Origin of the sequence: Herbaspirillum sp. NPDC101397 (assembly GCF_044767325.1) — a bacterium.
Lineage (GTDB): Bacteria > Pseudomonadota > Gammaproteobacteria > Burkholderiales > Burkholderiaceae_D > Herbaspirillum.
This window is the reverse complement of sequence record NZ_JBIWNS010000005.1, coordinates 138,475-163,260: the sequence shown is the minus strand read 5'-3', so window position 1 is coordinate 163,260 and position 24,786 is coordinate 138,475. Positions and strand designations below refer to the sequence as shown.

The window sequence follows — 24,786 nt, the reverse complement described above, 5'->3', positions numbered from 1 at the left end:
GCAACCAATCAACGAAAACCAGACAACATGACGACTCAATTCGACAACGTTACCGTCCTGAAAAAGGGCAATGTTTACTTCGACGGCAAGTGCGTTTCGCACACCGTGATTTTTGCCGACGGCACCAAGAAGACGCTCGGTGTGATCCTGCCGTCCTCGCTGACATTCAACACCGGCGCACCGGAAATCATGGAAATCAACGGCGGCAGCTGCAACGTCCGTCTGAAAGGCGAAGACGCCTGGAAGACCTACGCGGCCGGCACCAGCTTCAACGTCCCGGGCGACTCCAGCTTCGAGATCGAAGTGACCGAGACTGTGGATTACGTCTGCCACTTCGGTTAATCGCCGGAACGCAGCAAACAAAAACGCGGCCGGGGAAACCTGGCCGCGTTTTTATTTGCGTGTCGATTGTGTTGCTTGTGCGAGCGCCGGAAGGATCAGATGAACACCGGCTCCGGTTCCAGCTGTACGCCGAACCTGGCCTGCACATCGGACTGGATGGCCAGCGCCAGCGCGGCGATCTCCTTGCCGCTGGCGCCGCCTTTGTTGACCAATACCAGCGCCTGCTTTTCATACACGCCGGCCGCACCCAGCGACCTGCCCTTCCAGCCGCACTGATCGATCAGCCAGCCCGCAGCGAGCTTGTAGCCGCCATCGGGCTGCGGATAACTCACCAGTTGCGGATGTTGCGCCAGCAAGGATTCGCGCTGCTGCGCCGGCACGATGGGGTTCTTGAAGAAACTGCCGGCGTTGCCGATCTGCGCCGGATCCGGCAGCTTGCGCGTGCGGATCGCAATCACGGCGTCGGCGATGTCGCGCGGCGACGGTACGGTGATTTGTCGCAGCGACAATTCCTGCATGACGTCGGCATAGTTCATGTTGGCCCGCCACTGCTTGGGCAAGGCGAAGGTCACATCAAGCACCACGGCGCGGTCGCGCAGTTCCTGTTTGAAAACGCTGTCGCGGTAAGCGAACCGGCATGCCGCGTTATCGAGTGTGAAGGTCTTGCCGTCGACGAAATCGAAAGCCGTCAGGCTGTGAAAGCGATCTTTCACTTCAATCCCATAAGCGCCGATATTCTGGATCGGCGCGGCCCCGACACTGCCGGGAATCAGGGACAGGTTTTCCAGTCCGCCCAGACCGAGGTCCAGCGACCATTGAACGAAACGATGCCAGTTGTCGCCTGCTGCAGCCGTCACGTAGACGAAGTCTTCATTCTCGTTGACGATACGCATGCCGGCGCCACGCATGTGCAGCACCAGTCCGGAAAAGTCCTGCGTCAGCAACAAATTGCTGCCGCCGCCGAGAATCAGGCGTGGCAAGGCCGACAATTCCTTGTCGGCTCTCACCGCGAGCAAGGTATCGACGCTGTCTACCGGCAAATAGACGGCTGCCTTGGCGTCAATGCCGAAGGTATTGAGATGGCGCAGGGAAAAATCCCGCTGGACAGGTATGGGAAACATAAGCGCAGGATTATAGCCTGCGCTATACGGGAACGGCGCGGGCATAGCCGCAAACCCGGTTGTCCGTTAAAATCACGTCTTTCGGGTGCAAGCGCCCTGCCGCAGTCTTCTCTACTTTGCGCGCACCCACAAGATATAAAGGAAATCGCCATGCCCTCATTTGATACCGTCTCCGAAGCCAATCTGGTTGAAGTCAAGAACGCCGTCGAGCAGTCCAACAAGGAAATCACCACGCGCTTCGATTTCAAGGGCAGCGACGCCCGCGTCGAACAAAAGGAACGCGACCTGACCGCCTATGCCGACTCCGAATTCCAGCTCGGCCAGGTGCGCGACGTGCTGACCAACAAGATGACCAAGCGCAACGTCGACGTGCGTTTCCTCGACCACGGCAAGATTGAAAAAATCGGCGGCGACAAGGTCAAGCAGGTCATCAAGGTCAAGAACGGCATCGAGACCGAAGACGCCAAGAAGATCGTGCGCGTCATCAAGGACAGCAAGATGAAGGTGCAGGCCAGCATCCAGGGCGACGCCGTGCGCGTGACCGGCGCCAAGCGCGACGACCTGCAAGCCGCCATGGCGATGCTGCGCAAGGAGATCAAGGATCTGCCGCTGGAATTCAACAACTTCCGCGACTGACGATCATTGTCTGAACGAATAAAAAACGCCGGCACATCATGATGTGCCGGCGTTTTTTATTGCTGTGCGCTTTCTTGACGCCATCAACCGCATTGCATCTTCTGCTCCTTGCTCATCTTTTCCATCGCCTCCCTGATTTCGTCCGGCGACAGGTCGCGCTGATGGGTGGCGACCGACCAGCGATGGCCGAACGGATCTTCGAGCTGGCCGTAGCGGTCGCCCCAGAACATGTCGGCGAGGGGCACCACGACTTTGGCGCCGGCGGACTGCGCCTGGGCAAACACGGCATCGGCGTCTTCGACGTAGAGATGGACGATGACAGGCGAACCGCCCAGCAGATGCGGACCGCGCGAGCCTGCGCCCCATTCTGGCATTTCATCGACCAGCATCAACGACGAATCGCCGATGCGCACCAACGCGTGCATGATCTTGCCGTCCGGCCCCGGCAACCGCGCCAGTTCAATGGCGCCGAAGGCCTGTTTGTAAAATTCGATGGCTTGCGCGGCCCCGGCGCATATCAGATAGGGCGTCAGCGTATGCATGCCCTCGGGGATAGCCTTGACTTGGGAAGAAGTGGCCATGCTTGTCTCCTTTGATGAAATCAGGACGCTCATTGTGCGCCCTGCGTCTTAAAAATCAAGTTGACGGAAAGCCAAGCCGAGATGCAGTGTCGGAATGAAAAAAAGCCCCGACATGTGGGGCTTTTCGTGTTTCTTCTGCTTGCAGGCACATCGCAAACGGAGCGACCTTACTCCTTGTCGCCGATCAGCCGGCGTTGCTTGACCGCGTCGGCCAGACCTTGCAGCACGCCCAGGCTTTCTTCCCAGTTGATGCAGCCGTCTGTGACGGATTGACCGTAGGTCAGCTCCTTGCCCGGCACCAGGTCCTGGCGACCTGCCACCAGATTCGACTCGACCATCACGCCGACGATGCGGGTGTCGCCGCCGGCGATCTGGCCGGCGATGTCGGCGCAGACCGGGATTTGATTCTCCGGCTTCTTCGAGCTGTTGGCGTGCGAGGCGTCGATCATCAGGCGCGCCGCCAGGCCGCTCTTGGCGATGTCCTGGCAGGCCGCTTCCACGTTGGCGGCGTCGTAATTCGGCGCCTTGCCGCCGCGCAGGATAATGTGGCAATCCTCATTGCCGGCGGTCGAGACGATGGCCGAGTGGCCGCCCTTGGTGACCGACAGGAAATGGTGAGGCTGCGAGGCCGCCTTGATGGCGTCGACGGCGATCTTGATGTTGCCGTCGGTGCCGTTCTTGAAACCGACCGGGCACGACAGGCCCGAAGCCAGTTCGCGGTGCACCTGCGATTCGGTGGTGCGCGCGCCGATCGCGCCCCAGCTGATCAGATCGGCGATGTATTGCGGGCTGATCACGTCGAGGAACTCGGTGCCGGCCGGCAGGCCCAGCTCGTTGATGTTCAGCAGCAGCTCGCGCGCGGTGCGCAGGCCGTCATTGATGCGGAAGCTGTTGTCCATGTAGGGATCGTTGATCAGGCCCTTCCAACCCACTGTCGTACGTGGCTTTTCGAAGTAGACGCGCATGACGATTTCCAGCTCGCCCTTGAAGCGTTCACGCTCGACCACCAGGCGGCGGGCATATTCCATCGCGGCCTTGGTGTCGTGGATCGAGCAAGGGCCGATCACGACCATGACGCGGTCGTCCTGGCCGTGCAGGATGCGATGCAGGGCCGTGCGGCACTCTGCGGTGGTGCTCTCGACTTTTTCGCTGCCGCCGAATTCACGGATCAGGTGCGAGGGGGGTGTCAGTTCTTTCATTTCTCGGATGCGTAGATCGTCGGTGCGCGGCATTTTTTTCTCCTGATTGCAATCTGAATTTGGGAATTCGAATGGGTAAAAAAAAACCGCCATCACTGGCGGTTTTTTAGAAATTCGGTTTGGTCTCTACTTACGAACGCTTACCGCTTTTCACCGCCGTGGGGCTGGAATAGCTAAAGTAAAAATAAAAGAAGTAAGCGCGGGCGAAAGACATTGTGTGATCTATGCGAATAGTCGTTAGTGACAACAGAAAACGATAATGCAACAATTTCCCGGCTTTGGCAACACCGGTCATTAATTTTTCACAAAAACCGCATTGAATGACGTTTTTTTGCATTCAAACCGTCACCCAATGCCTGCAACGCACAATTTATGCCGTACCACCCACCGTAACGCCATCGATGCGCAAGGTCGGCTGACCGACGCCGACCGGGACGCTCTGGCCTTCCTTGCCGCACACGCCGACGCCGGAATCGAGTTTCATGTCGTTGCCGATCAGCGAAACCCGGTTCAGCACGTCAGGACCGTTGCCGATCAGCGTGGCGCCCTTGACCGGGTAGGAAATCTTGCCGTTCTCGATCATGTAGGCTTCGCTGGCCGAAAAGACGAACTTGCCGTTGGTGATGTCGACCTGGCCGCCGCCGAAGTTGACGGCGTACAAGCCGTTCTTCACCGATGCCAGAATTTCGGCAGGATCCTTGTCGCCGGCCAGCATGTACGTATTGGTCATGCGCGGCATCGGCAGGTGCGCAAACGATTCGCGGCGGGCATTGCCGGTCACCGGCATCTTCATCAGGCGCGCGTTCATGGTGTCCTGGATGTAACCCTTCAGGATGCCGTCTTCGATCAGCGTGGTGCACTGGGTCGGATTGCCTTCGTCGTCGATGTTGAGCGAACCGCGGCGATCGGCAATGGTGCCGTCATCCACGACAGTGACGCCCTTGGCGGCGACGCGCTCGCCGATGCGGCCGGAGAAGGTGCTCGAGCCCTTGCGATTGAAGTCGCCCTCGAGGCCGTGGCCGATGGCTTCGTGCAACAGGATGCCGGGCCAGCCCGGTCCGAGCACAACGGTCATCGGACCGGCCGGCGCCGGACGCGCGTCCAGATTGACCAATGCAGTGGAGACCGCTTCAGAGGCGTATTTTTCCAGCAACTCGTCGCTGAAGTAAGCATAGCTGTAGCGACCGCCGCCACCACTGCTGCCCATTTCGCGGCGACCGTTCTGTTCGGCAATGACCGTGATCGACACGCGCACCAGCGGACGGATATCGGCGGCAATGATGCCGTCGCTGCGCGCCACCAGCACCACGTCGTATTCGCCGGCCAGGCTGGCCATGACTTGCACGACGCGCGGATCCTTGGCGCGGGCGATGCGTTCGATACGTTCCAGCAGATTGACCTTGGCCGTCGCATCGAGGGAGGTCAGCGGATCGTGCGGCAGGTACAGCGAACGACCGCCGTTGGGCTGCATGCTGCCGGCAATCTTGACGCGCCCTGCGCCCTGGCGACCAATGGTGCGGGTTGCGGCAGCGGCGTCGAGCAGGATCGCTTCCGAGATTTCATCCGAATACGAGAACGCCGTCTTGTCGCCCGACACGGCGCGTACGCCGACGCCCTGGTCGATGGAGAAGCTGCCGGTCTTGACGATGCCCTCTTCCAGGCTCCAGCCCTCGCTCTTGGTGAACTGAAAATACAGGTCGGCGTAATCGACCTTGTGCGTAAACATGGTGCCCAGTGTTTTCAGCAACTTGGCTTCGTCCAGGCCGAACGGCGTGAGCAGGACATCGCGTGCAATACCGAGCGCGCTGAGATTGGGTTCGAATGTTTTCATGAATGATTTATTTAATTTACAGCAACTATTGGCGCTCAGAGTTTGCGGTGCCTGAGCGCAGGCAGGCTTTCACGTACGTATTGTAGACGATGGGGGTCAACGCCGCCGATAACAAGGCCTTCGCCTTCCGGCAACACGCTGACGATTTCACCCCACGGGTCGATCAGCATGCTATGGCCCCAGGTGCGGCGACCATTGACATGCTTGCCGCCTTGGGCCGACGCCAGGACGTAACACTGGTTCTCGATCGCGCGGGCGCGCAGCAGGGTTTCCCAATGCGCCTGGCCGGTGGTATGAGTGAATGCCGCCGGCACCACGATCAGCGCGCAGTCGCCCATGGCCCGGTACAGCTCGGGGAAACGCAGGTCATAGCAGATCGACAGGCCGACCTTGCCGAACGGCGCGGTAAAGCCCCCGACTTCGTTGCCGAAGACAATGGTGCGCGCTTCGTCATAAGCCTCTTCGCCGCGCACGAAACTGAACAGGTGGATCTTGTCATAGCGTGCCACGCGGCGACCGGCCGGGTCGTAGACCATCGTCGTGTTGAGCACCTTGTCGGCTTCATCGGAAGCCATCGGCAAGGTGCCGCCGATCAGCCAGACCTTGAACTCGCTGGCCAGCGCCACCATGAAATCCTGGATCTTGCCGACGTCGGTCTGCTCGGCGTGCGCGAGCTTGGCTTTTTCGTGCATGCCCATGATGGGCCAGTATTCCGGCAGCAACACCAGTTGTGCGCCCTGTTCTGCGGCTTGTCCGACCAGCCGGCGCGCAGCCGCGAAATTCTCTTCGACTTCGGGCGTCGACACCATCTGTATCGCCGCAACTTTGTACGTTTCACTCATGTCAGCCTCGCTGGAAATCGTTTGCGCCGAAAGATGACGCAATCCGGGGATGGGAATGCCGTATGAATATTATTTGGCGGCAGGTTTGCTGTTGGCGTCAGCGGTGCGTTCCTGCTTGACGACCAGAGGATCGCTCCAGGACCCGGTTACATTATATTCAAAGGTCAGCGTCTTCATCAGCGGGTTGCGCAGGAACAGTTGCGCCAGGTAAGTGCCGACCCCGACCACCGGATTGATCGCCAGCGCCACCAGCGACGCGGTACCGAGATTGACCTCCGGGATCACCACAAGGTGCAGGTTTTGGGTTTCCCTGGCGATGTCTGCCGAACCGTTCATCAGCACTGACGCCGCCACGCCGGTCATCTTGAGATTGTCGGTGGTGGCGATGCCTTGTGCGATGGATGCGGTGCCGACGATGTTGTCAAAGGCAAAGCCTTCCGAAAACACGTCGCGGAAATCCAGCGCCAGACGACGCGGCAAGGCTTGCAAATTGAGCACGCCGAGCAGCTTGGCCGCACCCGGATCAACCTTCAGGAACTGCCCTGAATGGATATCCATGTGGACCTGTCCGCTCAGGCTCGGGATGTCCAGTGAATACGGCAAGCCCTTCCAGCTGACGTCGCCGTCGAGTTGCCCCTTGCCGCCGCGCACCACACCGACGAAACCGAAGCGCTCAAGCAGCTTGCCGGCGTCATTGATATCCAGCGCATAGGTCAGGTTGGAAGTATTGTTGCGGCCGAACGCCATCCAGTTGCCGGCGGCGCGCAGCTCGGCGTCGGGATTGATCAGCGTGAGCTTGTTGATGCGCCATTCGCTGCCGACGCTGACGCGCACGTTGTTGGCGTTGAGTTCGAGGCGGCCGAGCTTCTTTCCGAACAGGCGGAAGTCTTCCGCCACGATGTCCAGCGCCGGAATTCGGCTGGCACTGTTGGCGTTGGTATTGTCGGCTGCATCGGCGTTATTTTCCAACAGGTCGGCAGGATCCGTGCCGGCGCCCTTCTGGATATTCAGCGTGGCCAGGCGCGCCGTGACACGGCCCAGTCCGCGGCCGCTACCTGACTCGCTCCAGGTGGCGTAACCGGTGGCTTGGTCAGAAGATATATTCACCTGCCAGGCTTTGTTCTGGTGCGAAGCGCCCAGCACGACGTTGTCGAGCTTCTTGCCCATCAGCAGCAATTCACTGGTGCGTCCGGCGATGACGTCAGGCTCGAGATAGGCGCTCAGGCCCGGATCGGGAGCGCCCTCGCTACCGTCGGACTGCTTCAGCATCGCAGAACGGAAGCTCATCCACTGATCGATGTTCATCGATTTGGCGCTGGCGTAAATCGCCAGGCCGCTATCCGGTTGCGGCGCCGGCTGGCCGAAGCCGATACCGCCGCTCAGCACCTGCCAGTCAGCCTTGCCGGGCGCCTTCTGGCGCAGGTAGCGCGCAGCCAATACCGACCCGAGCGACAGTTTGATTTCATCGCGCTGAAGCAAAGGATCAGACGACGGCATGCCGACGATTTCAAACTTCAAAGGCCAGCTTTCACCGGCAGCTTTCTGCATCGGCGCCGGCAAGTCCACCGCCAGCCCTTGCAAGCTGGACTCGATGGTGATTTCCGGCAGATGCTGGCGCACCGCGATGGTGGCGATGTAGCGTGAAGCACCGCTCAGGCGGCCCAGCAAACGCTGCAGCACTGGCTCGCTGTAGGCCTTGCGCAAACCGTCTGCGGTAACTGCGCCGTCGACCTTGACCAGCGTCGTGCCGTCGCGCTGGGTGCCGCCCGCCACCGTGACCGGCTCATTGAGGAACATGCCCTTGATACCGTTCAGGTTGAAGCCCTTTTCATTGAACTCCAGCTTGCCGTTGGTGCGGTAGACGGTCGGCAGTCCGGTCATCAGCGCGACGTCGTTGTTCTGGAATTGCAGCGCGCCATCGACCTTGGCCTCGATCATGTGATGCAACGGCAGCTGGAACTTCAATTGCAGCTTGGCGTTGCCGGTCGCTTGAGTGTCTTCGGTGAAATTGCCGATCCAGTGCGCCACCGGACTGTCCTTCACATAGCGCAGGAAATCCGGCATGGCGCCGGCGGCACTGCCGTCAATCTCCAGCGACGATTCGGCACTCAGCAAATCCGGGATCACGGCCTTGACGTCCGACACCCCGACGCCGTGGGTCTTGCCCGAATCGGCCAGGATTTCCAGGCGCGTGCGGTCGATCGTGATGCTGCCCTTGACGTCTTCCAGCAGCGGCCATTCGGGCGACTTGCCGTCCTTGCCGGTATGCGACGGCGCATAGTTGATCTTGAGCTTGTCGAACTTGCCGGAGACCTTGAATTCGCCGGGATTTTTGCTGCCCGGCTTGACGTTGCGGAACGGGAAGTCGGCCAGATCGCCGCGTGCGACGATGTCGACGTCAGTCGCCTGGCCGTCAAGCAGCGCGCCGCTGATCCAGTCCATGGCCGGTTTGGCAGTGTGCAGCGGCAGGTAGCGCGACAGCTTTTGCAGATCGAAGCGCGACAGCTTGGCTTTCAGGTCGATGACGCCGGGCGACTTGCCTTGCAGCGGCAGCGTGTGAGTGCCGCTAAGCGTGCCCGCAGCGCTGTCCTGCGCAAAGTCGAGGCTATCGACGTGGAACTGCAGGATCTCGTTGTTCTGGATTTCCCAATGGCTTTGCAGATTGAGCTTGTCGAACGGCATGGCTGCATCGGCGAACAATGCCGGCAGTTGCAGCGCAACGTCCTGCGACGCCAGGCTCAGCTTGCCGCCGCGCTCCGTCGCATCAATCTGCCCATCCAGATTGGCAAAGCCGGGAATCGCCGGTGCACCGGCGCGCGCGGGCTGCGTTGCGGTCTTGGGCTGGGCCAGGCGGGCTGCCTGCGGCTGCATGCCGAGGCCATTGAAGGCGCCGCGGAGACGATAGGCGCGCACATCCGGATAGCTGCCTTCCCATTGCACCGAAAAATCCTTGAGTTGGCCGTGCGGCGCCAGGTCGGCGAGCAGTTTGTGCTGCGACGTCGTCAGCGGCAGGCGGCTGCCGAGGTCGGAAAGAATGGCGAGGTCGAGCAGCTTCGCTTCCACCGTCATTTTCTCGGGACGGAAGCGCGTGGCCGGTTCGAACACTTCGGAAATTGTGGTCGGCGGCAGCGCGAAGCCGTCATCGGTCTCCAGCGAGAAATTGCTCAGCGTCAGCCTGTGGCCGTTGGCGCCGAAGGTCGGGATGCCGTCCTGCAGATCGGGGGCATAAATCTCGCTGCCGGACACGCGGCCGCTGACGCGCGCCAGTTGCAACGGCTCGAGTTTTTTGTCCAGCCGCGCCGACAGGTTGGCCAGGCTGAGGTCGGCGGTGAAGTTGGCGATCTTGGTGTGATCCAGGTCGAGCCAGGCGCGCACCGAGCCGCGGCCCTGCGTCAATTCCAGCGGATAGTCAACATAGGCTTTCCAGACTGCAAGATCGGTATTGCGCACGTCGGCGTACAAGGTGCCTTTCCAACGCGTCACGTCGGAAATTTTGCTGGCGAAACTGGGATGGTAAAAATTCGCGCGCACGTCGAGCGGTGCCGCATAGTCGGCCGGCGGCGTCGCCTTCAACGCCATCTGGTGCAGGCGCCATCGGTTGTGCAGCACCAGGTTGACCTGGTCGAGCGCCAGCTCGGGCGCACCGCGCTTGTCGTCGCGCCAGCGAATCTTGCCGTCGCGGATGACGACTTCGCGTTGCGACAGCAGCCAGTCGGCGCCGGCGCTGTTGTCCTTGCCGCTGGAGGCCGGCAGGCCGGCGACGAAGAATTTGCCGTCGGCGTCGCGCAGCACCGACAGATCAGGCCGCAGGATGGTCAGGTTGTCGAAGCGCAGCTCACCGACCAGCACCGTGGTCCACGACAGCGTGGCGGAGACCTTGGGCAAAGTCAGCGCCGCTTGTCCGGCGCTGTCGTGGATCACGACTTCGGTCAGTTCCAGCTGCGGCCGCAGTCCGCTCCAGGAGGCGTCGATGTCGGCGATGGTGACCGGACGGCCGACGGCCCGGGTGGCGATTTTTTCGATGTCGCCCTTGTAGCTGTCGATTTCGGGCAGGATGCCGTAGCGCAGCGTCAGGAACAGCGCGCAAAACACGAAATAAGCCAGCACCAGCAGCTTGAAGACAAAGCCGATGACGCGGCGCGTGGCGCTGCTCAGATGGCAATACACCCCCTTGGCCGCACCCCACGCAGTACGCCAGGCGGCAGCGCGGCGGCCGGTCGGCGGAGTGGCGTCGTGTTGGTCTTCGGACATCAGGGGCAAGAGGAAAAACTCACGGTAGAATGAAACAAGCGTCGTAGCCCAGCATCATCGCATGGAAGCGTGGTTTGACCTAGAGGACGGCGGCCCGTTTTCATGGTGGAAAACCCCGGCTTTACCATCTTTAACCTCGTATTCAACCCGATATCCTGACAATTTGTGACTAACTCCCTTCTCGACAGCATGACGGCCTCCCGGTTCCTGGCCCGTTGGGCAAATGCCGATGCGGCGCGCCCCGCCCAACTGGCGGAATTCTCGCAATTATCCCTGAACCGTGCGGTTTTCGAGCGCGTTTTACAAAATGACATAAGTACCGCCCGCGCCCCTGAAAGTGGTGCTGCGGCGCTCAACGGCCCGATGCGGCGGCTGCGCAACCTGATCGTCTGCACGCTGATCGAACGCGACCTGAGCGGCAAGGCCGATCTGGCCGAAGTCGTGCGGACCATGAGCGAATTCGCCGACTTCGCGGTCCAGACCCACCTGGCGGCGCTGATGCAGGAGTTGACCGCGCTGTACGGCATGCCCATCGGCGAGGAGTCGGGCAGCGAACAGGAAATGATCGTCCTCGGCATGGGCAAGCTCGGCGGCGGCGAACTCAACGTGTCCTCCGACATCGACCTGATCTTCGTCTATCCCGAGGATGGCGACACGCGCGCCGACCAGCCCGGCCAGCGCTCGCTGTCGAACCACGAATTCTTTATCCGGCTGGGCAAGAAACTGATCGCCGCGCTGTCCGAGATCACCGCCGACGGCTTCACCTTCCGCGTCGACATGGCGCTGCGTCCCAACGGCGGCTCCGGCCCGCTGGTAGCCAGCCACAACATGGTCGAGGAATACCTGATCCGCCAGGGCCGCGAATGGGAGCGCTATGCGTGGACCAAGGCACGCGCGCTGACCGGCAAGGACAGCGACATCGCCGCGCTGGAAGCCATCAGCCGGCCGTTCATCTACCGCCGCTATCTCGACTTCGGCTCGATCGATGCGCTGCGCTCGATGCACGCGCAGATCCGCGCCGAGGTCAAACGCCAGGAGTCGCTGCACCCTGAACGCAGCAACAACGTCAAACTCGGTCGCGGCGGCATCCGCGAAATCGAATTCACCAGCCAGGTATTCCAGCTGATCCGCGGCGGCCGCGACCCGGAACTGCGCGACCGCTCCACCCGCGTCACGCTGCGCACGCTGGCCGACAAGAACCTGCTGGAGCCGGACGTGGTCGCGCAATTGCTCGAGGCGTACACCTTCCTGCGCAATCTTGAACATCGCCTGCAATATCTGGAAGACGCGCAAACCCACACGCTGCCGGTCAACGACAGCGATCAACTGATCGTCGCCCAGATGATGGGCTACCCTGACGTCGCCGCGTTGCTTGCCGAACTGGAACGCCATCGCCGCATCGTGGCCGGGCAATTCGATACCATCTTCAGCGACAAGCAAGGCGGCAACAACACCGACGATCGTGCGGACTCGGAAGGCGATGGCGCTGTCTGTGAACTCAACGACGGCGAGAGCGCCGACTCGATCGCCGATACGCTCACGCTGCTCGGCTACGACGACGTCGAGGGCGCCACCCAGCGCGTGCAGGCGACGCTGCAGTCGCCGCGCCTGCAATCGCTGCCTGAAGCCAGCCGCACGCGCCTGATGACGCTGATCAATGCGGCGCTGCCGATCATCGGCGCGATGCCCGACAAACGCCTGCCGACCTTGCGCCGGCTGCTGGATTTCTTCGAAGCGATCGCGCGCCGCGCGGCCTACCTGGCGCTGTTGACCGAATATCCGCATGCACTGACACGCCTCATCCGCATGATGGCCGCCAGCGACTGGGCCGCCCAATACCTGACGCAGCATCCGATCCTGCTCGACGAATTGCTGGACGACCGCAACCTCAAGGCGCCGCCCGACTGGCCGGCGTTCGCCCTGGATTGCCAGCGCCAGCTCGACACCGCGCCGGGCGACACCGAGCGGCAAATGGACATCCTGCGCGAAGTCCATCACGCCCAGCTGTTCCGCTTGCTGGCGCAGGACCTGGAAGGCGACCTGAGCGTCGAACACCTGGCCGATCACCTGTCGGCGCTGGCTGATATCCTGGTCGCCGCCACCATCCAGGCGGTCTGGCAGACCGTCGCCAACCGCCATCGCGACGTGCCGCAATTCACCGTGATCGCCTACGGCAAGCTCGGCGGCAAGGAGCTCGGCTACGTGTCCGACCTCGACGTGGTGTTTCTCTACGATGACGACGACCAGGAAGCGCCAGGCTTGTACGCCAAGCTGGCCCAGCGCTTCATCACCTGGATGACCTCGCATACGCCGGCCGGCACGCTGTTCGACATCGACATCGCGCTGCGCCCGGACGGCGCCAGCGGCTTGCTGGTCTCATCGTTTGCTACCTTCGAAAAATACCAGCGCACCTCGGCCTGGGTATGGGAACACCAGGCGCTGACGCGGGCGCGCTATTGCGCCGGCGACACCGGCATCGGCAACCGTTTCGAAGCCTTGCGCGAAGACTTGCTGCGGCAGGAACGCGATCCGCAGAAACTGACCCAGGAAGTACTCGGCATGCGCATGAAGATGCATCAGGCGCATCCCAATCCCAGCACGCTGTTCGACCTCAAGCATGACGACGGCGGCATGATCGACATCGAGTTCCTGGTGCAATTCCTGGTGCTGCGCTATGCCTCGCAATACCAGCAGCTGACCGGCGACATCGGCAACATCGCGCTGCTCAAGCTGTGCGGTTCACTGGCGCTGATCGACGCGGCACTGGCCGATGAAGTGGCCAATGCCTACCGCCTGTTCCGCAAGCTGCAGCATCAGATCCGGCTGCGGGGCGAAGAGCGCGCACGCACGCCGATCGAACGCGTGCAAAAGGAAACCGACAGCGTCAAGCGCTTGTGGCTGGAAGTGTTCGGGGGATGAGGGGTTGAAGCTGGAAGTGCAGCCGGATCAGGACGAACCGGCTGCAAAAATTCAGACGACCGGCTTGACCGCGACTAGGTTGATCAGAGTTTCTTCACGCACGGCATTGGGCTTGATGCGCAGTACGCGCTCCATCAGACCGAGGTCCTCGCGGCTCCACCACAGGTAGGGATAGGAAATCGACTGCGGCGCCACCTGAAAGCCGGCGCTGCGCACCAGCGCCAGGTATTCGCCGGCGGTCTTCTGCACTTCCATCGGATGGCGAAACAGCAGCCGGATCATCCACGAATGGATGTAGCGCTTGGTCGATTCGGCGAACAACAGCACGCCGCCCGGCTTGAGCACGCGGAAAAACTCCTGGATCGCCTCTTCCTGCTCGATCAGGTGATGGAAAGTCTGGTGGCAGAACAGCAGATCGACGCTGTTGTCTTCCAGCGTCATGTGCGAGCTTGAGCACTGGATGAATTCGGCGCGGATGCCGGCGCCGGCGACTTCTTTCGCGGACGCCTCCAGCATGGCGGCATCGATGTCCATGCCGATCAGCCGCTGCGGCGCGAAACGCTCATGCAGCTTCGTGAGCGAACGACCCCAGCCACAACCAACGTCGGCCACCACCGGATACGACGCGCGCCGCTCCGGAATCAGCGGCTCGAGATCCTTGAAGGCGCGCTCCAGCACATGCAAGGTCCAGGTATGGGTCTGCAGGAACCAGATGCCGAAGGCGGTCTCGGGGACGTGGGGATAGCTGTGAGGCGATTTGACGATCAGGGGAGCGTTCATATTCTTATGGTCTTGCGTGACGAGCGAGCATGATGCCCTGCCTTGCCGGGAAAAGCAAAACCTGTACCGACATTCCCGGAAGAATGCCAGTCGCCGCGGCAAGCCGCTGCGTAGCGCTGTCCCCGCTTAGCCGGCGTCCCGCAACGCCGCGCCAAATCGCTGCACCCGCGGCAGATAGTGACGCTGCGGATCGAGCGAAAACATCACGCGGCTGACGCGTCCGGTCAGCAAGGCGCGCGGCACGAAGCCGATGTAGCGTGAATCCTTGCTGTCGTCGCGGTTGTCGCCCAGCACCAGGTATTCCCCTGCCGGCACGGTCATCGGGCCGAAGCTGCGCAAGGCCATGCGCTCGGGCAGCAGCATCACGCCGTGCGCCATTGCCGGCAGGCTTTCCCGGACAATCAACTGGCTTCCTTCATAGTCCGGCATGCGGTGCGATGCGGGCGCCGCCGTCGCGGCGTCGTAAGACATCGGCGTACCGTTAATCACCAGCTGCTCGTCGCGCATCTCAATGATATCGCCGGGCAGGCCGATCAGGCGCTTGACCAGCCGCGTACCGTCTTGCGGCGAACTGAAGGTGACGATGTCGCCGCGCCGGGGATCGGCGATGCGGCCGACCACGATATCGGTGAACGGCAGCTTGACGTCATAGGCAAGACGATTCGAAATGATGCGGTCGCCGATCAGCAGCGTCGGATACATCGACGCCGACGGCACGCCGTACCAATCCGCGACGGCGCTGCGGATCAGCAACATGCCGAGCAGGAAGCACAGGAAGCCCTTGTTGGCGGAAATCAGTTTCTTGATCGCTTGCATATCGTTCATTCCATGAAAAACGCCCCGACTGGCGGGGCGCATTGTCTGCCTTGAGCTGCTCGTTGCAGGCCGGCGCGCAGCGAATCGTCAAGACTCGCTCCCGCCGTCCAGTCTACTTACTTTTTGCTCGAGCTGCTGTCGTCGCGATCACGATTGCTACGGCTGCTGCGGCTGCTGCGGTCGCTGTCGCCACCGCCACCATCCTTGCTCTTGCTATCCTTGCTCTTGCTGTCTTTGCTGTCTTTGCCATCCTTGGCATCTTTCTCGGCCTTCTCACGCTCACGGCGTTCGCGGCGCGCGGCGCGATCGTCCTTCGGCGCTTCCTTTTCCTTGGCGCTATCGGCCTCGGTCTTTTCAGGCACCGGCGGCGGCACCACGGTGGGGATGTTCTTGGCCGCCATGTACTCGTGCATGTCCTTCCAGCCGGCGAAAATACCCGCTTTCAGCTTATCTGGGTTGCGTTGGTAGCAATCTTCCAGGCTCTGGCCGGCCTGGCGGCAACCCGCGCCCAGTGCGATGCCTTCGGCCTTGGCTTCTTCGGGCGTCTGCTTGGGTTTGGTGAAGCTGGCGACATAGTCGCAGCCGCCGAGCGTGAAGCTCAGGGCCAGCATGGCGATCAGCTTGACGCCGTGGCTACGCAAAATCGGTGTTGAAGAAGGTGACGACATTACAGCCCTCGATTAATTATTGTTAAATCGTCAATAAAAAAGGCTATCGCAAAACGGATTTGCAACAGCCTTTCCAGAACACATCGTCTGGTTATTGATCCGCCCAAGATATTTTCTTAGACATCGCCTGACAAGCATGCGAAGAAAAGAAGCCAAATTAGGCCGGATCAATCAAAAATGACGGTTTGAGACCGATTATTTTGCCGAAACCAGTGCGACTGTGGTGTCCAGCATGCGGTTCGAGAAGCCCCACTCGTTGTCATACCACGACGAAACCTTGACCAGACGGCCGGAGACCTTGGTCAGGGTCGAGTCGAAATTCGACGATGCCGGGTTGTGGTTGAAGTCGACCGACACCAGTGGCTCGGTGTTGTAGGTCAGGATGCCCTTCAGCGGACCAGCTTCGGAAGCGGCCTTCATGATGGCGTTGACTTCGTCCACAGTCGTGTCGCGCGCGGCGATGAACGACAGGTCGACGATCGAGACGTTGATGGTCGGCACGCGGATCGCGTAACCGTCCAGCTTGCCGTTCAGTTCAGGCAGCACCAAGCCGACTGCCGAAGCGGCGCCGGTCTTGGCCGGAATCATCGACTGGGTGGCCGAACGCGCACGGCGCAGGTCTTCGTGGTAGACGTCGGTCAGTACCTGGTCGTTGGTGTAGGCGTGGACGGTCGTCATCAGGCCGTTGACCAGACCGATCTTCTCGTGCAGCGGCTGGACCAGCGGTGCCAGGCAGTTGGTGGTGCACGATGCGTTCGAGATCACGGTGTCGGAGGCCTTCAGCACGCCGTCATTGACGCCGAACACGACAGTCGCGTCGACGTCCTTGCCGCCTGGTGCGGAGATGATGACTTTCTTGGCGCCGCCCTTCAGGTGGGCGCTGGCCTTTTCTTTTGTGGTGAAGAAGCCGGTGCATTCCAGCACGACGTCAACCTTCAGTTCGCCCCATGGCAGCTCTGCCGGATTGCGTTGCGCCAGCACCTTGATGCGGTCGCCGTTGACGACGATGGAATCGCCATCGACAGTCACGGTGCCCGGGAACTTGCCGTGGGTGGTGTCGTATTGGGTCAGGTGGGCGTTGGTCTTCGGATCGCCGAGGTCGTTGATCGCCACGATCTGGATGTCGTGTTTCTTGCCGCCTTCGTAATGAGCGCGGAGGATGTTGCGGCCGATGCGGCCATAGCCATTGATTGCGACGCGGATAGTCATGTTTTCTCCTTAAGAAACAGTAGTAATTCTGCCGATGGATTGGATGTCGCGCCAGCCATAGGCGACTTCGATCAAATCCAGTTCATCCCACTTGAAGGTCTGTTCAGCCAGCAGCAGCGCATCGAGGTGCGCGTAAAAGTCGCGCGCCTTCTTGTTCTGCGCCAGCACCCAGACCAGCAGGTTGGGCGCTCCTGCCGCGCCCAGTGTTGCAGCCACTTCGGTCAGCAGGCGGCGGCCAATGCCGGCGCGCTGGGCCGAAGGTAAAACGTACAGGGCTGTCAGTTCGGCATCGAAATCCAGCTTGCGTTCCGCCAGCGTAATGCCGGCGGCGAAACCGACCAGTTCGCCCTCCACTTCCGCCACGAAGGTGCAGGCGGCGTCGGACGCCGCGCCCAGCACGCGCGTCCACATGCGTGTGCTGTCTTCCACCTTCATGCCGTCCAGATAGGCGTCCGGAATCATGCCGCGATATGCCGCGCGCCAGCTGTCGATACGCACCTGAGCGATCAGGGCTGCATCATCGACCGTCGCGCGCCGGACCGTCACCGGACCGACGACATTGATGATGTCGTTGCCGGAGACACTCATGCCAGGATCAGCTTGGCCTTGGCGACGACGTTTTCGACGGTGAAGCCGAAATGCTTGAACAGCACGCCTGCGGGAGCCGATTCACCGAAGGTGTCGATACCGACCACGGCGCCTTCCAGGCCGACATACTTGTACCAGGTCGAGGTCACGCCGGCTTCGATCGCGACGCGCGGCACGCCGCGCTGCAGCACGCTGGCCTTGTAGGCTGCATCCTGGCGATCGAACACATCGGTGCTCGGCATCGACACGATGCGCGCGAGGATGCCTTGCGCCGCCAGTTCGTCGGCCGCCTTGACCGCCAGTTCGATTTCCGAACCGGTGGCGATCAGGATAACCTTGGCGTCCTTGGCTTCCCTGAGGATGTAGCCGCCGCGCTTGATGTCGGCGACTTGCTGAGGAGTACGCTCCTGGAACGGCAGGTTTTGACGCGAGAAGATCAAGGTGCTCGGACCGTCGTTGCGCTTGACCGACTGCTCCCATGCCACGGCCGATTCGACCGTGTCGCATGGACGCCAGTTGTCCAGATTCGGGATCAGGCGCAGGCTGGAAACGTGCTCGACCGATTGATGGGTCGGGCCGTCTTCGCCCAGGCCGATGGAGTCATGCGTGAACACGAACAGCGCACGCAGCTTCATCAGCGCGGCCATGCGCAATGCATTGCGGCTGTAATCGGAGAAGGTCAGGAAAGTCGCGCCGAACGGAATGTAGCCGCCATGCAGGGCGATGCCGTTCATGATCGCGCTCATGCCGAATTCGCGCACGCCATAGTTGATGTGGTTGCCGGCGACATCGGCGCGCACGGCCACCGATTCTTTCCAGTTGGTCAGATTGGAGCCGGTCAGGTCGGCCGAACCGCCGAGGAATTCAGGCAGCACTTGCGCGTAAGCCTGGATCGCGTTCTGGCTGGCCTTGCGGGTGGCGATGGTTTCTTTCTTGTCGATGGTGCTGGCGATGTAAGCCTGCACCGCCGCGTCGAAACCGGCCGGCAGCTCGCCCTTCAGGCGGCGCACCAGTTCGGCGGCTTCGGTCGGGTACTTGGCCTGATAAGCCTGGTACAGCTTGTTCCAGTCGGCTTCCAATTGCTGGCCTTGGACCTTGCCATCCCACGCGGAATAGATGTCGGCAGGGATTTCAAATGGCGCCGAAGTCCAGCCCAGCGCTTCGCGCACTGCCGCGACTTCCTTGTCGCCCAGCGCCGCGCCGTGGACCTTGTCGGTGCCGGCCAGGTTCGGCGAACCCTTGCCGATCACGGTCTTGCAGCAGATCAGGGTCGGCTTGTCGGCCAGCTTGGCCTGATGGATGGCGGAGTTGACCGCTTCGACGTTGTGACCGTCGACCGCAGGGATCACGTTCCAGCCGTAGGCTTCGAAGCGCTTCGGGGTGTCGTCCTTGAACCAGCCTTCGACCTTGCCGTCAATGGAGATGCCGTTGTCGTCGTACAGCACGATCAGCTTGGACAGGCGCAACGTGCCGGCCAGCGAACAGGCTTCGTGCGAGATGCCTTCCATCAGGCAGCCGTCGCCGACGAAAGCGTAAGTGTAGTGATCAACCACGGCCAGGTCCGGCTTGTTGAATTCTGCAGCCAGCAACTTTTCCGCCAGCGCCATGCCGACGGCGTTGGTGATGCCCTGGCCGAGCGGACCGGTGGTGGTTTCCACGCCTGGGGTGATGTGGACTTCCGGATGGCCGGCGGTCTTGGAATGCAGTTGGCGGAAGTTCTTGATCTCGTCCATCGACAGGTCGTAACCGGTCAGGTGCAACAAGGCGTATTGCAGCATCGAACCGTGGCCGTTGGACAGCACGAAGCGGTCGCGGTTGGCCCATTGCGGATTGGTCGGGTTGTGGCGATAGTGCTTGGCCCACAATGCAACTGCGATTTCCGCCATCCCCATCGGCGCGCCTGGGTGTCCTGAGTTTGCTTTTTGTACTGCGTCCATTGCCAGCGCGCGGATCGCGTTGGCCATCTTGTCGGTAGGGAGTGTGGAAGTCATGTCGATGTCAAAGAGTTGCGGATTGCGGTCGAACTACGCCGTTACGAACAATTTGGACCTAACGCGCGCATGTCGGATGCCTTGCCGGTCGGCCCGGATGAACTCCCGGATCAAGCCAGACTGAGCCAACTATTTTACCAGAGACCAGCCCGAAGAATTAAAATCGCGGCATGTCGGCGGCGTATTACGGCATGTAAAAAAACAATTTTTTATGCATTTTTGCCCGCGCCTCCGGTTAAATCGCTTCAAATCGTTGCCAATTGCCATTTTTCTATCGGATCGTCCATCCCATGCCTCGCTTTTACTGCCCCGACTCCCTGGCCATCGGCATGACGCTGGCCCTGCCCGAACAGGTCGCGCACCATGTCCAGGTGATCCGCATGCAAATGGGCAATCCGATCACCCTGTTCAACGGCCAGGGCGGCGAATATACGGCGGTCATCACCCAGATGGAAAAAAAGCGCGTGTACGCCGAGGTCAAGACCTTTTCGCCGCGCGAAGCCGAGCTGTCCTACGCCGTCACGCTGGCGCAGGCGCTGCCGGAAGCATCCAAAATGGACTGGATCATCGAGAAAGCCATGGAGCTCGGCGTGGCCGCGATCCAGCCGCTGGCGGCGCAACGTTGCGTGGTGCGCCTCAACAGCGAGCGTGCCGAGAAGAAGCAGAGCCACTGGCAAGGGATTGTCCAGGCCGCGGCGGAACAAAGCGGACGCAATCGTTTGGCGCATCTGGCGCCGCTGACCGAATTCAACAGCTGGATCGGCCAGAGCGACCTCCACAAGCGCATTCTGCTGTCGCCGCGCGGCGAGCAATCGCTGTCCGACTGGGCGCGCCATCACCCGGCGCAGGCGCTGAGCCTGGTAGTCGGCCCGGAGGGCGGCTTTACCGAAGCCGAAGAAAACCTGGCCTGCGACCAAGGCGCGCTGATGCTGTCGATGGGACCGCGCGTGCTGCGCACCGAAACCGCCGGCCTGAGCGCGCTGGCGGCGATCAATGCGATCTGGGGCGAGATGTAGGCAGCTTCCCGGCAAGGCCGCTTCAGAGAAGTCAGCAGAAATATGAAGAAGCAGGAAAAGCAGTAAACATAGGCATAGAGAGACAAAAGAAGAGATATCTCCACATCCTTCGACAACGCAGTCAGCGTGCCATCCGTTGCCTCTCCACCCGTTCCGGCAATTCTTTTCCTCCCCTGCCGGATCGTTCCTTCACTTCCTTTCAGGAGAATCTCATGGGCTTACTCGACAGCGTACTCGGCGCACTCAATGACAGTACAAACGGCAATGCAACCGGCGGCGACCCCAAAACAGCGTTGATTCAGGCTGTGCTGAGCATGCTTGCCAACAATCCGTCCGGCGGCTCGGGCGCGCTGGGTGGGCTTGGCGGATTGGGCGGCTTGCTCGGCAGCCTGCAAAATGCAGGCCTCGGCCAGATCGTCGATTCCTGGATCGGCACCGGCCAAAATCAGCCGGTCTCGGGCGATCAGCTGGCGCAAGCGCTGGGCGACGACCAGTTGAGCGGGCTGGCGCAAACGGCCGGCATTCCGCAAAGCGATATCGCCGGCCATCTGGCCCAGATTCTTCCAGGCCTGGTTGATCATCTGACGCCAAACGGCCAGGTGCCCGCATCCGACGGCGATCTCGGCTCGGAAATCGGCAGCCTGCTTGGCGGCTTTCTCGGCGGCAAGTCGGCCTGAATCTCGAGCTTGAATCTCGAGCTTGATTTTCGAGCCTTATTCTTGTGACTCTCGGCGGGGCAATCGCCACGCCATCATTGCCCGCTAATCATTAGCTGCCTGCGTCCCCGCCTGCACCAAAATCTGGTGCAGGCACCAGTTTGGCGTTGCTGAACGCGCCAATCGAACGCACTCCTCCGCGTTTCCGATCAAGTCCGTCCTCTTTCCACCATCAATCTCCCCTCATTGTCGCGCTGACTGCGATGCCGCCAAACAAGCTGCGGCAAGCGGTTTCGGCGCCTCCCGTCGTTCTCAGAGCGCCCCCAAAGATCCGCTGGCACGCTATCTGCTTAATATTTTTCATCTTGTATTCAAGAATGCATATATCTATGTCAGCAACTACTTTGCCCCAATACGCCTCCTCCGCCTCCTCGAATTCCGCCGCCCCGCAGCGGACCATCGCCGATTTGCTGGCCTCCTATCGCACCGGCAGCCTCAAGCCGAGCAAGCTGATCGGCGACCTGTTGACGCAGATCGAGCAGTCCGATCGCACCGAGGTCTGGATTCATCGCGTGTCCGCCAAGACGCTCAAGCAACAGGCCGCCGCACTTGACCTGATGCTGCAGATCAAGGGCGAAGCGGTGTTCGAGACGCTGCCGCTGTTCGGCATCCCGTTTGCGGTGAAAGACAATATCGACGTCGCCGAACTGCCGACCACCGCCGCCTGCCCTGAATTCAGCCATGTGCCGCAAGTCAGCGCCACGGTGGTCGCGCGCTTGCAGAAAGCCGGCGCCCTGCTGATCGGCAAAACCAATCTCGACCAGTTCGCCACCGGCCTGGTGGGCGTGCGTTCGCCCTACGGCGCGGTGCGCAACGCGCTGCAACCCGAATATGTATCGGGCGGCTCCAGCTCCGGCTCCGCCGTCGCGGTCGCGCTGGGACAGGTGTTGTTCTCGCTCGGCACCGACACCGCCGGGTCGGGCCGCGTGCCGGCCGCCTTCAACAACCTGGTCGGGCTCAAGCCGACGCGCGGCCTGCTCAGCGGCAGCGGCATGGTGCCGGCATGCCGCACGCTCGATTGCATTTCCATCTTCGCGCACGACGTCGCCGATGCCTGGCGCGTGCTGCAAAGCGCGGCCGGCTTTGACGCCGCCGACGCCTACTCGCGCACCCCGGCCATGCTCGGCGTCAAACGCCGCGGCTATCGCGTCGCCGTACCGGCCAAGCCGGAGTTCTATGGCGACGAGCAGGCCCGGCTGGCGTTCGAGCAGGCGTTGGAAAAAGTCACGGCCATGCCGGGCGTTAGCATCACGCGCATTCCTTTCGACGCGTTCACCGATGCCGCGCAATTGCTTTACCAGGGCCCGTGGGTGGCCGAGCGACGCGCCGCACTGGGAGATTTTTACGACACCAATAATGCGGCGATCCATCCGGTAGTTCGGGAGATCACCGCGCAAGCCGACAAGTTCAATGCGGTCGACGCCTTCAACGGCCAATACCGCCTCGCCGGGCTGCGCCGCGAAGCGGAAAACCTGCTGCAAGACACCGACCTGCTGCTGGTGCCGACAACGACGACGATGCCAACCATCGCTGCAGTGGAAGCGGATCCGGTGGTGCGCAATTCCCAGCTCGGCTACTACACCAATTTCGTCAACTTGATGGACATGGCGGCGCTGGCGATTCCTGCCGTGTGGCGCAAGGACGGCTTGCCCGCCGGGATCACGCTGATCGGGCCGGCCGGCTCCGACCACTTGCTGGCTGAAGCCGGGGCGAAGTTCCAGCAACTGCTCGGCGGCGCGGCGCAGGCCGACGCCGTGGCGGCAGCGCCGCTGCCCTTCAATGAACCGACCATCAAGGTCGGCGTGGTCGGCGCGCATCTGAGCGGCCAGCCGCTGAACTGGCAACTGCTGGAAGCCGGCGCGCGCCTGCATGCCACCACCACCACCAGCAAACATTACCGCCTTTACGCGCTCGCCAACACCACGCCGGCCAAACCGGGCCTTGTCCGCATCAATAGTGCAAATGGAGAGGACGGCGTCGCCATCATCACCGAAGTCTGGGAAATGCCGCTGCGCAATTTCGGCAGCTTCGTCGCCGCGATTCCTGCGCCGCTGGGCATCGGCACGATGGAGCTGGCCGACGGCAGCAGCGTCAAGGGCTTCATCTGCGAACCGGCAGCGCTGGACAATGCGCGCGACATCACCGGTTACGGCGGCTGGACTGCGTATCTCGCTGCAAAAATCTGAACAACCTTCGACCTTATTTTCCGCCCCCACCTCACGGAGCCAGCATGAAAAAAACAGCAATCTCTGATACAGAAAACGCACTTGGCACACAGACAGAGGTGAAGGTGGAGTCGGCGCGACGCCGCCGCTTCCTCGGTGCCGCCGGCACGGTCGCGACCACGCTGGCGCTGGGCGGCGCGCCGGCGATCCTGCGCGCGCAAAGCGTGCCGATCCGGATCGGCTACTGGCCGGTCGCCGCCGGCCTGCCCTTTTACGCAGCGGTGGAAGCCGGCTACTTCAAGGAAGCCGGCCTTGATGTGCAACCAATCAAATTCGCCGGTGCGCAGCAAGTGATGGAAGCCATGCTGTCAGGTCGCGCTGATGGTTCGGCCAACGGCACCGGCGCCGGCAACCTGGCCATTGGTGAAATCGCCCAGCCCGGCCTGTTCAAGATCTTCGCGACGAATCCGAGCAATGCGCAATACGTGCTCGACGAATTCCTGGTGCCGAAAGACAGCACCATCAAATCGATCGCCGAACTCAAGGGCAAGAAGGTCGCCTCCGGTCCCGGCATCCAGAACGTCACGCTGGCCAAGACCGTGCTCGAACGCGCGGGCGCGACCGGCGCCACTGTTACCGAACTGCCGATCGGCCAGCACGTCGCCGCGCTTGCCGCAGGTCAGGTCGACGCCGTCTACACGCTGGAGCCGACCGGCACCGTCGGCCGCATGAACAACACCACCCGCGTGCTGGAAGCCGGCGTCATCGCCAAGTACATCCTCGGCAATCCGAACGCGCCATGGCATGGCGGCGCAGCGGCGCTGACCACCGAGTTCATCAAGAAGCATCCGGCCGAAACCAAAAAATACATCGCCGCTTATGCGCGCGGCATCGAGCTGATCCGCAAGACGCCCGACAAGGCGCGTCCTTACCTCAAGGGCTACACCGCCATCGAAGGTTCGCTCACCAATGAAGTTCCGCTGGCGTCTTACATGCTCTACAACGAGTTCAAGGCCAGCGACGTTGCCTACTTCCAGAAGTTCTACGACCTGTTCGTCGACAAGGGCATCTTCGCCTCGCGCGTGATGGTGGATTCGCTTCTTTACAAGGGTTGA

Annotated in this window: 19 protein-coding genes; 7 read left to right on the top strand and 12 right to left on the bottom strand. The window is 61.6% G+C overall.

Annotated features, from left to right (window positions below):
* Positions 1-27: 27 nt before the first annotated feature.
* Complete coding sequence (locus ACIROW_RS13385) at positions 28-342, top strand: pyrimidine/purine nucleoside phosphorylase (protein ID WP_016832939.1); 315 nt, start codon at positions 28-30, stop codon at positions 340-342.
* A gap of 95 nt (positions 343-437) precedes the next feature.
* Here the strand turns inward: ACIROW_RS13385 and murB are convergent, their stop codons facing one another.
* Positions 438-1,463, bottom strand: a complete 1,026-nt coding sequence (gene murB, locus ACIROW_RS13380; protein WP_402276264.1) for a UDP-N-acetylmuramate dehydrogenase — start codon at positions 1,461-1,463, stop codon at positions 438-440.
* A 150-nt stretch (positions 1,464-1,613) separates the two neighbouring features.
* On the opposite strand from murB, the gene ACIROW_RS13375 reads away from it, so the two are divergent.
* The gene (locus ACIROW_RS13375) at positions 1,614-2,099 is read left to right on the top strand and encodes a YajQ family cyclic di-GMP-binding protein (RefSeq protein WP_016832941.1); all 486 of its coding nucleotides are present in this window, start codon (positions 1,614-1,616) and stop codon (positions 2,097-2,099) included.
* An 83-nt stretch (positions 2,100-2,182) separates the two neighbouring features.
* Here ACIROW_RS13375 and ACIROW_RS13370 read toward each other — a convergent pair whose 3' ends face one another.
* The 5 genes from ACIROW_RS13370 to ACIROW_RS13350 all read right to left on the bottom strand — a co-directional run bounded on the left by ACIROW_RS13370 (position 2,183) and on the right by ACIROW_RS13350 (position 10,803).
* A complete protein-coding gene (locus tag ACIROW_RS13370; RefSeq protein WP_402276260.1) occupies positions 2,183-2,680 on the bottom strand; it encodes a VOC family protein in 498 nt (165 codons plus the stop codon).
* A 167-nt stretch (positions 2,681-2,847) separates the two neighbouring features.
* The gene (gene aroG / locus ACIROW_RS13365) at positions 2,848-3,912 is read right to left on the bottom strand and encodes a 3-deoxy-7-phosphoheptulonate synthase AroG (RefSeq protein WP_402276258.1); all 1,065 of its coding nucleotides are present in this window, start codon (positions 3,910-3,912) and stop codon (positions 2,848-2,850) included.
* Positions 3,913-4,249: 337 nt separating this feature from the next.
* A complete protein-coding gene (tldD, locus tag ACIROW_RS13360; RefSeq protein ID WP_402276255.1) occupies positions 4,250-5,710 on the bottom strand; it encodes a metalloprotease TldD in 1,461 nt (486 codons plus the stop codon).
* 35 nt (positions 5,711-5,745) lie between these two features.
* Positions 5,746-6,552: a carbon-nitrogen hydrolase family protein gene (locus ACIROW_RS13355; protein WP_402276249.1), complete on the bottom strand. Its 807-nt coding sequence runs from the start codon at positions 6,550-6,552 to the stop codon at positions 5,746-5,748.
* A gap of 69 nt (positions 6,553-6,621) precedes the next feature.
* Positions 6,622-10,803, bottom strand: a complete 4,182-nt coding sequence (locus ACIROW_RS13350; protein WP_402276246.1) for a YhdP family protein — start codon at positions 10,801-10,803, stop codon at positions 6,622-6,624.
* A gap of 189 nt (positions 10,804-10,992) precedes the next feature.
* On the opposite strand from ACIROW_RS13350, the gene glnE reads away from it, so the two are divergent.
* On the top strand, positions 10,993-13,722 hold the full coding sequence (gene glnE / locus ACIROW_RS13345) for a bifunctional [glutamate--ammonia ligase]-adenylyl-L-tyrosine phosphorylase/[glutamate--ammonia-ligase] adenylyltransferase (protein WP_402276990.1): 2,730 nt from the start codon (positions 10,993-10,995) through the stop codon (positions 13,720-13,722).
* 51 nt (positions 13,723-13,773) lie between these two features.
* Here the strand turns inward: glnE and ACIROW_RS13340 are convergent, their stop codons facing one another.
* From ACIROW_RS13340 to tkt, 6 genes are all read right to left on the bottom strand, one after another.
* Positions 13,774-14,502: a class I SAM-dependent methyltransferase gene (locus ACIROW_RS13340; RefSeq protein ID WP_402276243.1), complete on the bottom strand. Its 729-nt coding sequence runs from the start codon at positions 14,500-14,502 to the stop codon at positions 13,774-13,776.
* 126 nt (positions 14,503-14,628) lie between these two features.
* Entirely contained in the window at positions 14,629-15,318 is a 690-nt protein-coding gene (lepB, locus tag ACIROW_RS13335; RefSeq protein WP_402276988.1) for a signal peptidase I, read from the bottom strand.
* Positions 15,319-15,434: 116 nt separating this feature from the next.
* Complete coding sequence (locus tag ACIROW_RS13330; protein ID WP_402276240.1) at positions 15,435-15,986, bottom strand: hypothetical protein; 552 nt, start codon at positions 15,984-15,986, stop codon at positions 15,435-15,437.
* A 195-nt stretch (positions 15,987-16,181) separates the two neighbouring features.
* On the bottom strand, positions 16,182-17,195 hold the full coding sequence (gene gap, locus ACIROW_RS13325; protein WP_402276237.1) for a type I glyceraldehyde-3-phosphate dehydrogenase: 1,014 nt from the start codon (positions 17,193-17,195) through the stop codon (positions 16,182-16,184).
* Positions 17,196-17,204: 9 nt separating this feature from the next.
* Positions 17,205-17,783 carry a GNAT family N-acetyltransferase gene (locus tag ACIROW_RS13320; RefSeq protein WP_402276234.1) on the bottom strand — a complete coding sequence of 193 codons (579 nt, stop codon included), beginning with the start codon at positions 17,781-17,783 and terminating at the stop codon, positions 17,205-17,207.
* Positions 17,780-19,774 (bottom strand): transketolase, encoded by a 1,995-nt coding sequence (gene tkt / locus ACIROW_RS13315; protein ID WP_402276232.1) that lies wholly within the window; start codon positions 19,772-19,774, stop codon positions 17,780-17,782. Before tkt ends, ACIROW_RS13320 begins: the two co-directional genes overlap by 4 nt.
* A gap of 290 nt (positions 19,775-20,064) precedes the next feature.
* On the opposite strand from tkt, the gene ACIROW_RS13310 reads away from it, so the two are divergent.
* From ACIROW_RS13310 to ACIROW_RS13295, 4 genes are all read left to right on the top strand, one after another.
* Positions 20,065-20,790, top strand: a complete 726-nt coding sequence (locus tag ACIROW_RS13310) for a 16S rRNA (uracil(1498)-N(3))-methyltransferase (RefSeq protein ID WP_402276229.1) — start codon at positions 20,065-20,067, stop codon at positions 20,788-20,790.
* A gap of 212 nt (positions 20,791-21,002) precedes the next feature.
* Positions 21,003-21,467 carry a YidB family protein gene (locus ACIROW_RS13305; protein WP_402276226.1) on the top strand — a complete coding sequence of 155 codons (465 nt, stop codon included), beginning with the start codon at positions 21,003-21,005 and terminating at the stop codon, positions 21,465-21,467.
* Positions 21,468-21,835: 368 nt separating this feature from the next.
* Positions 21,836-23,692, top strand: a complete 1,857-nt coding sequence (atzF, locus tag ACIROW_RS13300) for an allophanate hydrolase (protein WP_402276223.1) — start codon at positions 21,836-21,838, stop codon at positions 23,690-23,692.
* 44 nt (positions 23,693-23,736) lie between these two features.
* Positions 23,737-24,786, top strand: a complete 1,050-nt coding sequence (locus tag ACIROW_RS13295) for an ABC transporter substrate-binding protein (RefSeq protein ID WP_402276220.1) — start codon at positions 23,737-23,739, stop codon at positions 24,784-24,786.

What these genes read in the sequence shown, in the direction of transcription:
- lepB (WP_402276988.1), bottom strand. Translation starts at nt 15,318, where the DNA reads ATGCAAGCGATCAAGAAACTGATTTCCGCCAACAAGGGCTTCCTGTGC.
- murB (WP_402276264.1), bottom strand. Translation starts at nt 1,463, where the DNA reads ATGTTTCCCATACCTGTCCAGCGGGATTTTTCCCTGCGCCATCTCAAT.
- ACIROW_RS13295 (WP_402276220.1), top strand. Translation starts at nt 23,737, where the DNA reads ATGAAAAAAACAGCAATCTCTGATACAGAAAACGCACTTGGCACACAG.
- ACIROW_RS13385 (WP_016832939.1), top strand. Translation starts at nt 28, where the DNA reads ATGACGACTCAATTCGACAACGTTACCGTCCTGAAAAAGGGCAATGTT.
- tldD (WP_402276255.1), bottom strand. Translation starts at nt 5,710, where the DNA reads ATGAAAACATTCGAACCCAATCTCAGCGCGCTCGGTATTGCACGCGAT.
- ACIROW_RS13370 (WP_402276260.1), bottom strand. Translation starts at nt 2,680, where the DNA reads ATGGCCACTTCTTCCCAAGTCAAGGCTATCCCCGAGGGCATGCATACG.
- ACIROW_RS13320 (WP_402276234.1), bottom strand. Translation starts at nt 17,783, where the DNA reads ATGAGTGTCTCCGGCAACGACATCATCAATGTCGTCGGTCCGGTGACG.
- gap (WP_402276237.1), bottom strand. Translation starts at nt 17,195, where the DNA reads ATGACTATCCGCGTCGCAATCAATGGCTATGGCCGCATCGGCCGCAAC.
- ACIROW_RS13330 (WP_402276240.1), bottom strand. Translation starts at nt 15,986, where the DNA reads ATGTCGTCACCTTCTTCAACACCGATTTTGCGTAGCCACGGCGTCAAG.
- atzF (WP_402276223.1), top strand. Translation starts at nt 21,836, where the DNA reads ATGTCAGCAACTACTTTGCCCCAATACGCCTCCTCCGCCTCCTCGAAT.
- ACIROW_RS13355 (WP_402276249.1), bottom strand. Translation starts at nt 6,552, where the DNA reads ATGAGTGAAACGTACAAAGTTGCGGCGATACAGATGGTGTCGACGCCC.
- glnE (WP_402276990.1), top strand. Translation starts at nt 10,993, where the DNA reads ATGACGGCCTCCCGGTTCCTGGCCCGTTGGGCAAATGCCGATGCGGCG.
- ACIROW_RS13310 (WP_402276229.1), top strand. Translation starts at nt 20,065, where the DNA reads ATGCCTCGCTTTTACTGCCCCGACTCCCTGGCCATCGGCATGACGCTG.
- ACIROW_RS13305 (WP_402276226.1), top strand. Translation starts at nt 21,003, where the DNA reads ATGGGCTTACTCGACAGCGTACTCGGCGCACTCAATGACAGTACAAAC.
- tkt (WP_402276232.1), bottom strand. Translation starts at nt 19,774, where the DNA reads ATGACTTCCACACTCCCTACCGACAAGATGGCCAACGCGATCCGCGCG.
- ACIROW_RS13350 (WP_402276246.1), bottom strand. Translation starts at nt 10,803, where the DNA reads ATGTCCGAAGACCAACACGACGCCACTCCGCCGACCGGCCGCCGCGCT.
- ACIROW_RS13340 (WP_402276243.1), bottom strand. Translation starts at nt 14,502, where the DNA reads ATGAACGCTCCCCTGATCGTCAAATCGCCTCACAGCTATCCCCACGTC.
- aroG (WP_402276258.1), bottom strand. Translation starts at nt 3,912, where the DNA reads ATGCCGCGCACCGACGATCTACGCATCCGAGAAATGAAAGAACTGACA.
- ACIROW_RS13375 (WP_016832941.1), top strand. Translation starts at nt 1,614, where the DNA reads ATGCCCTCATTTGATACCGTCTCCGAAGCCAATCTGGTTGAAGTCAAG.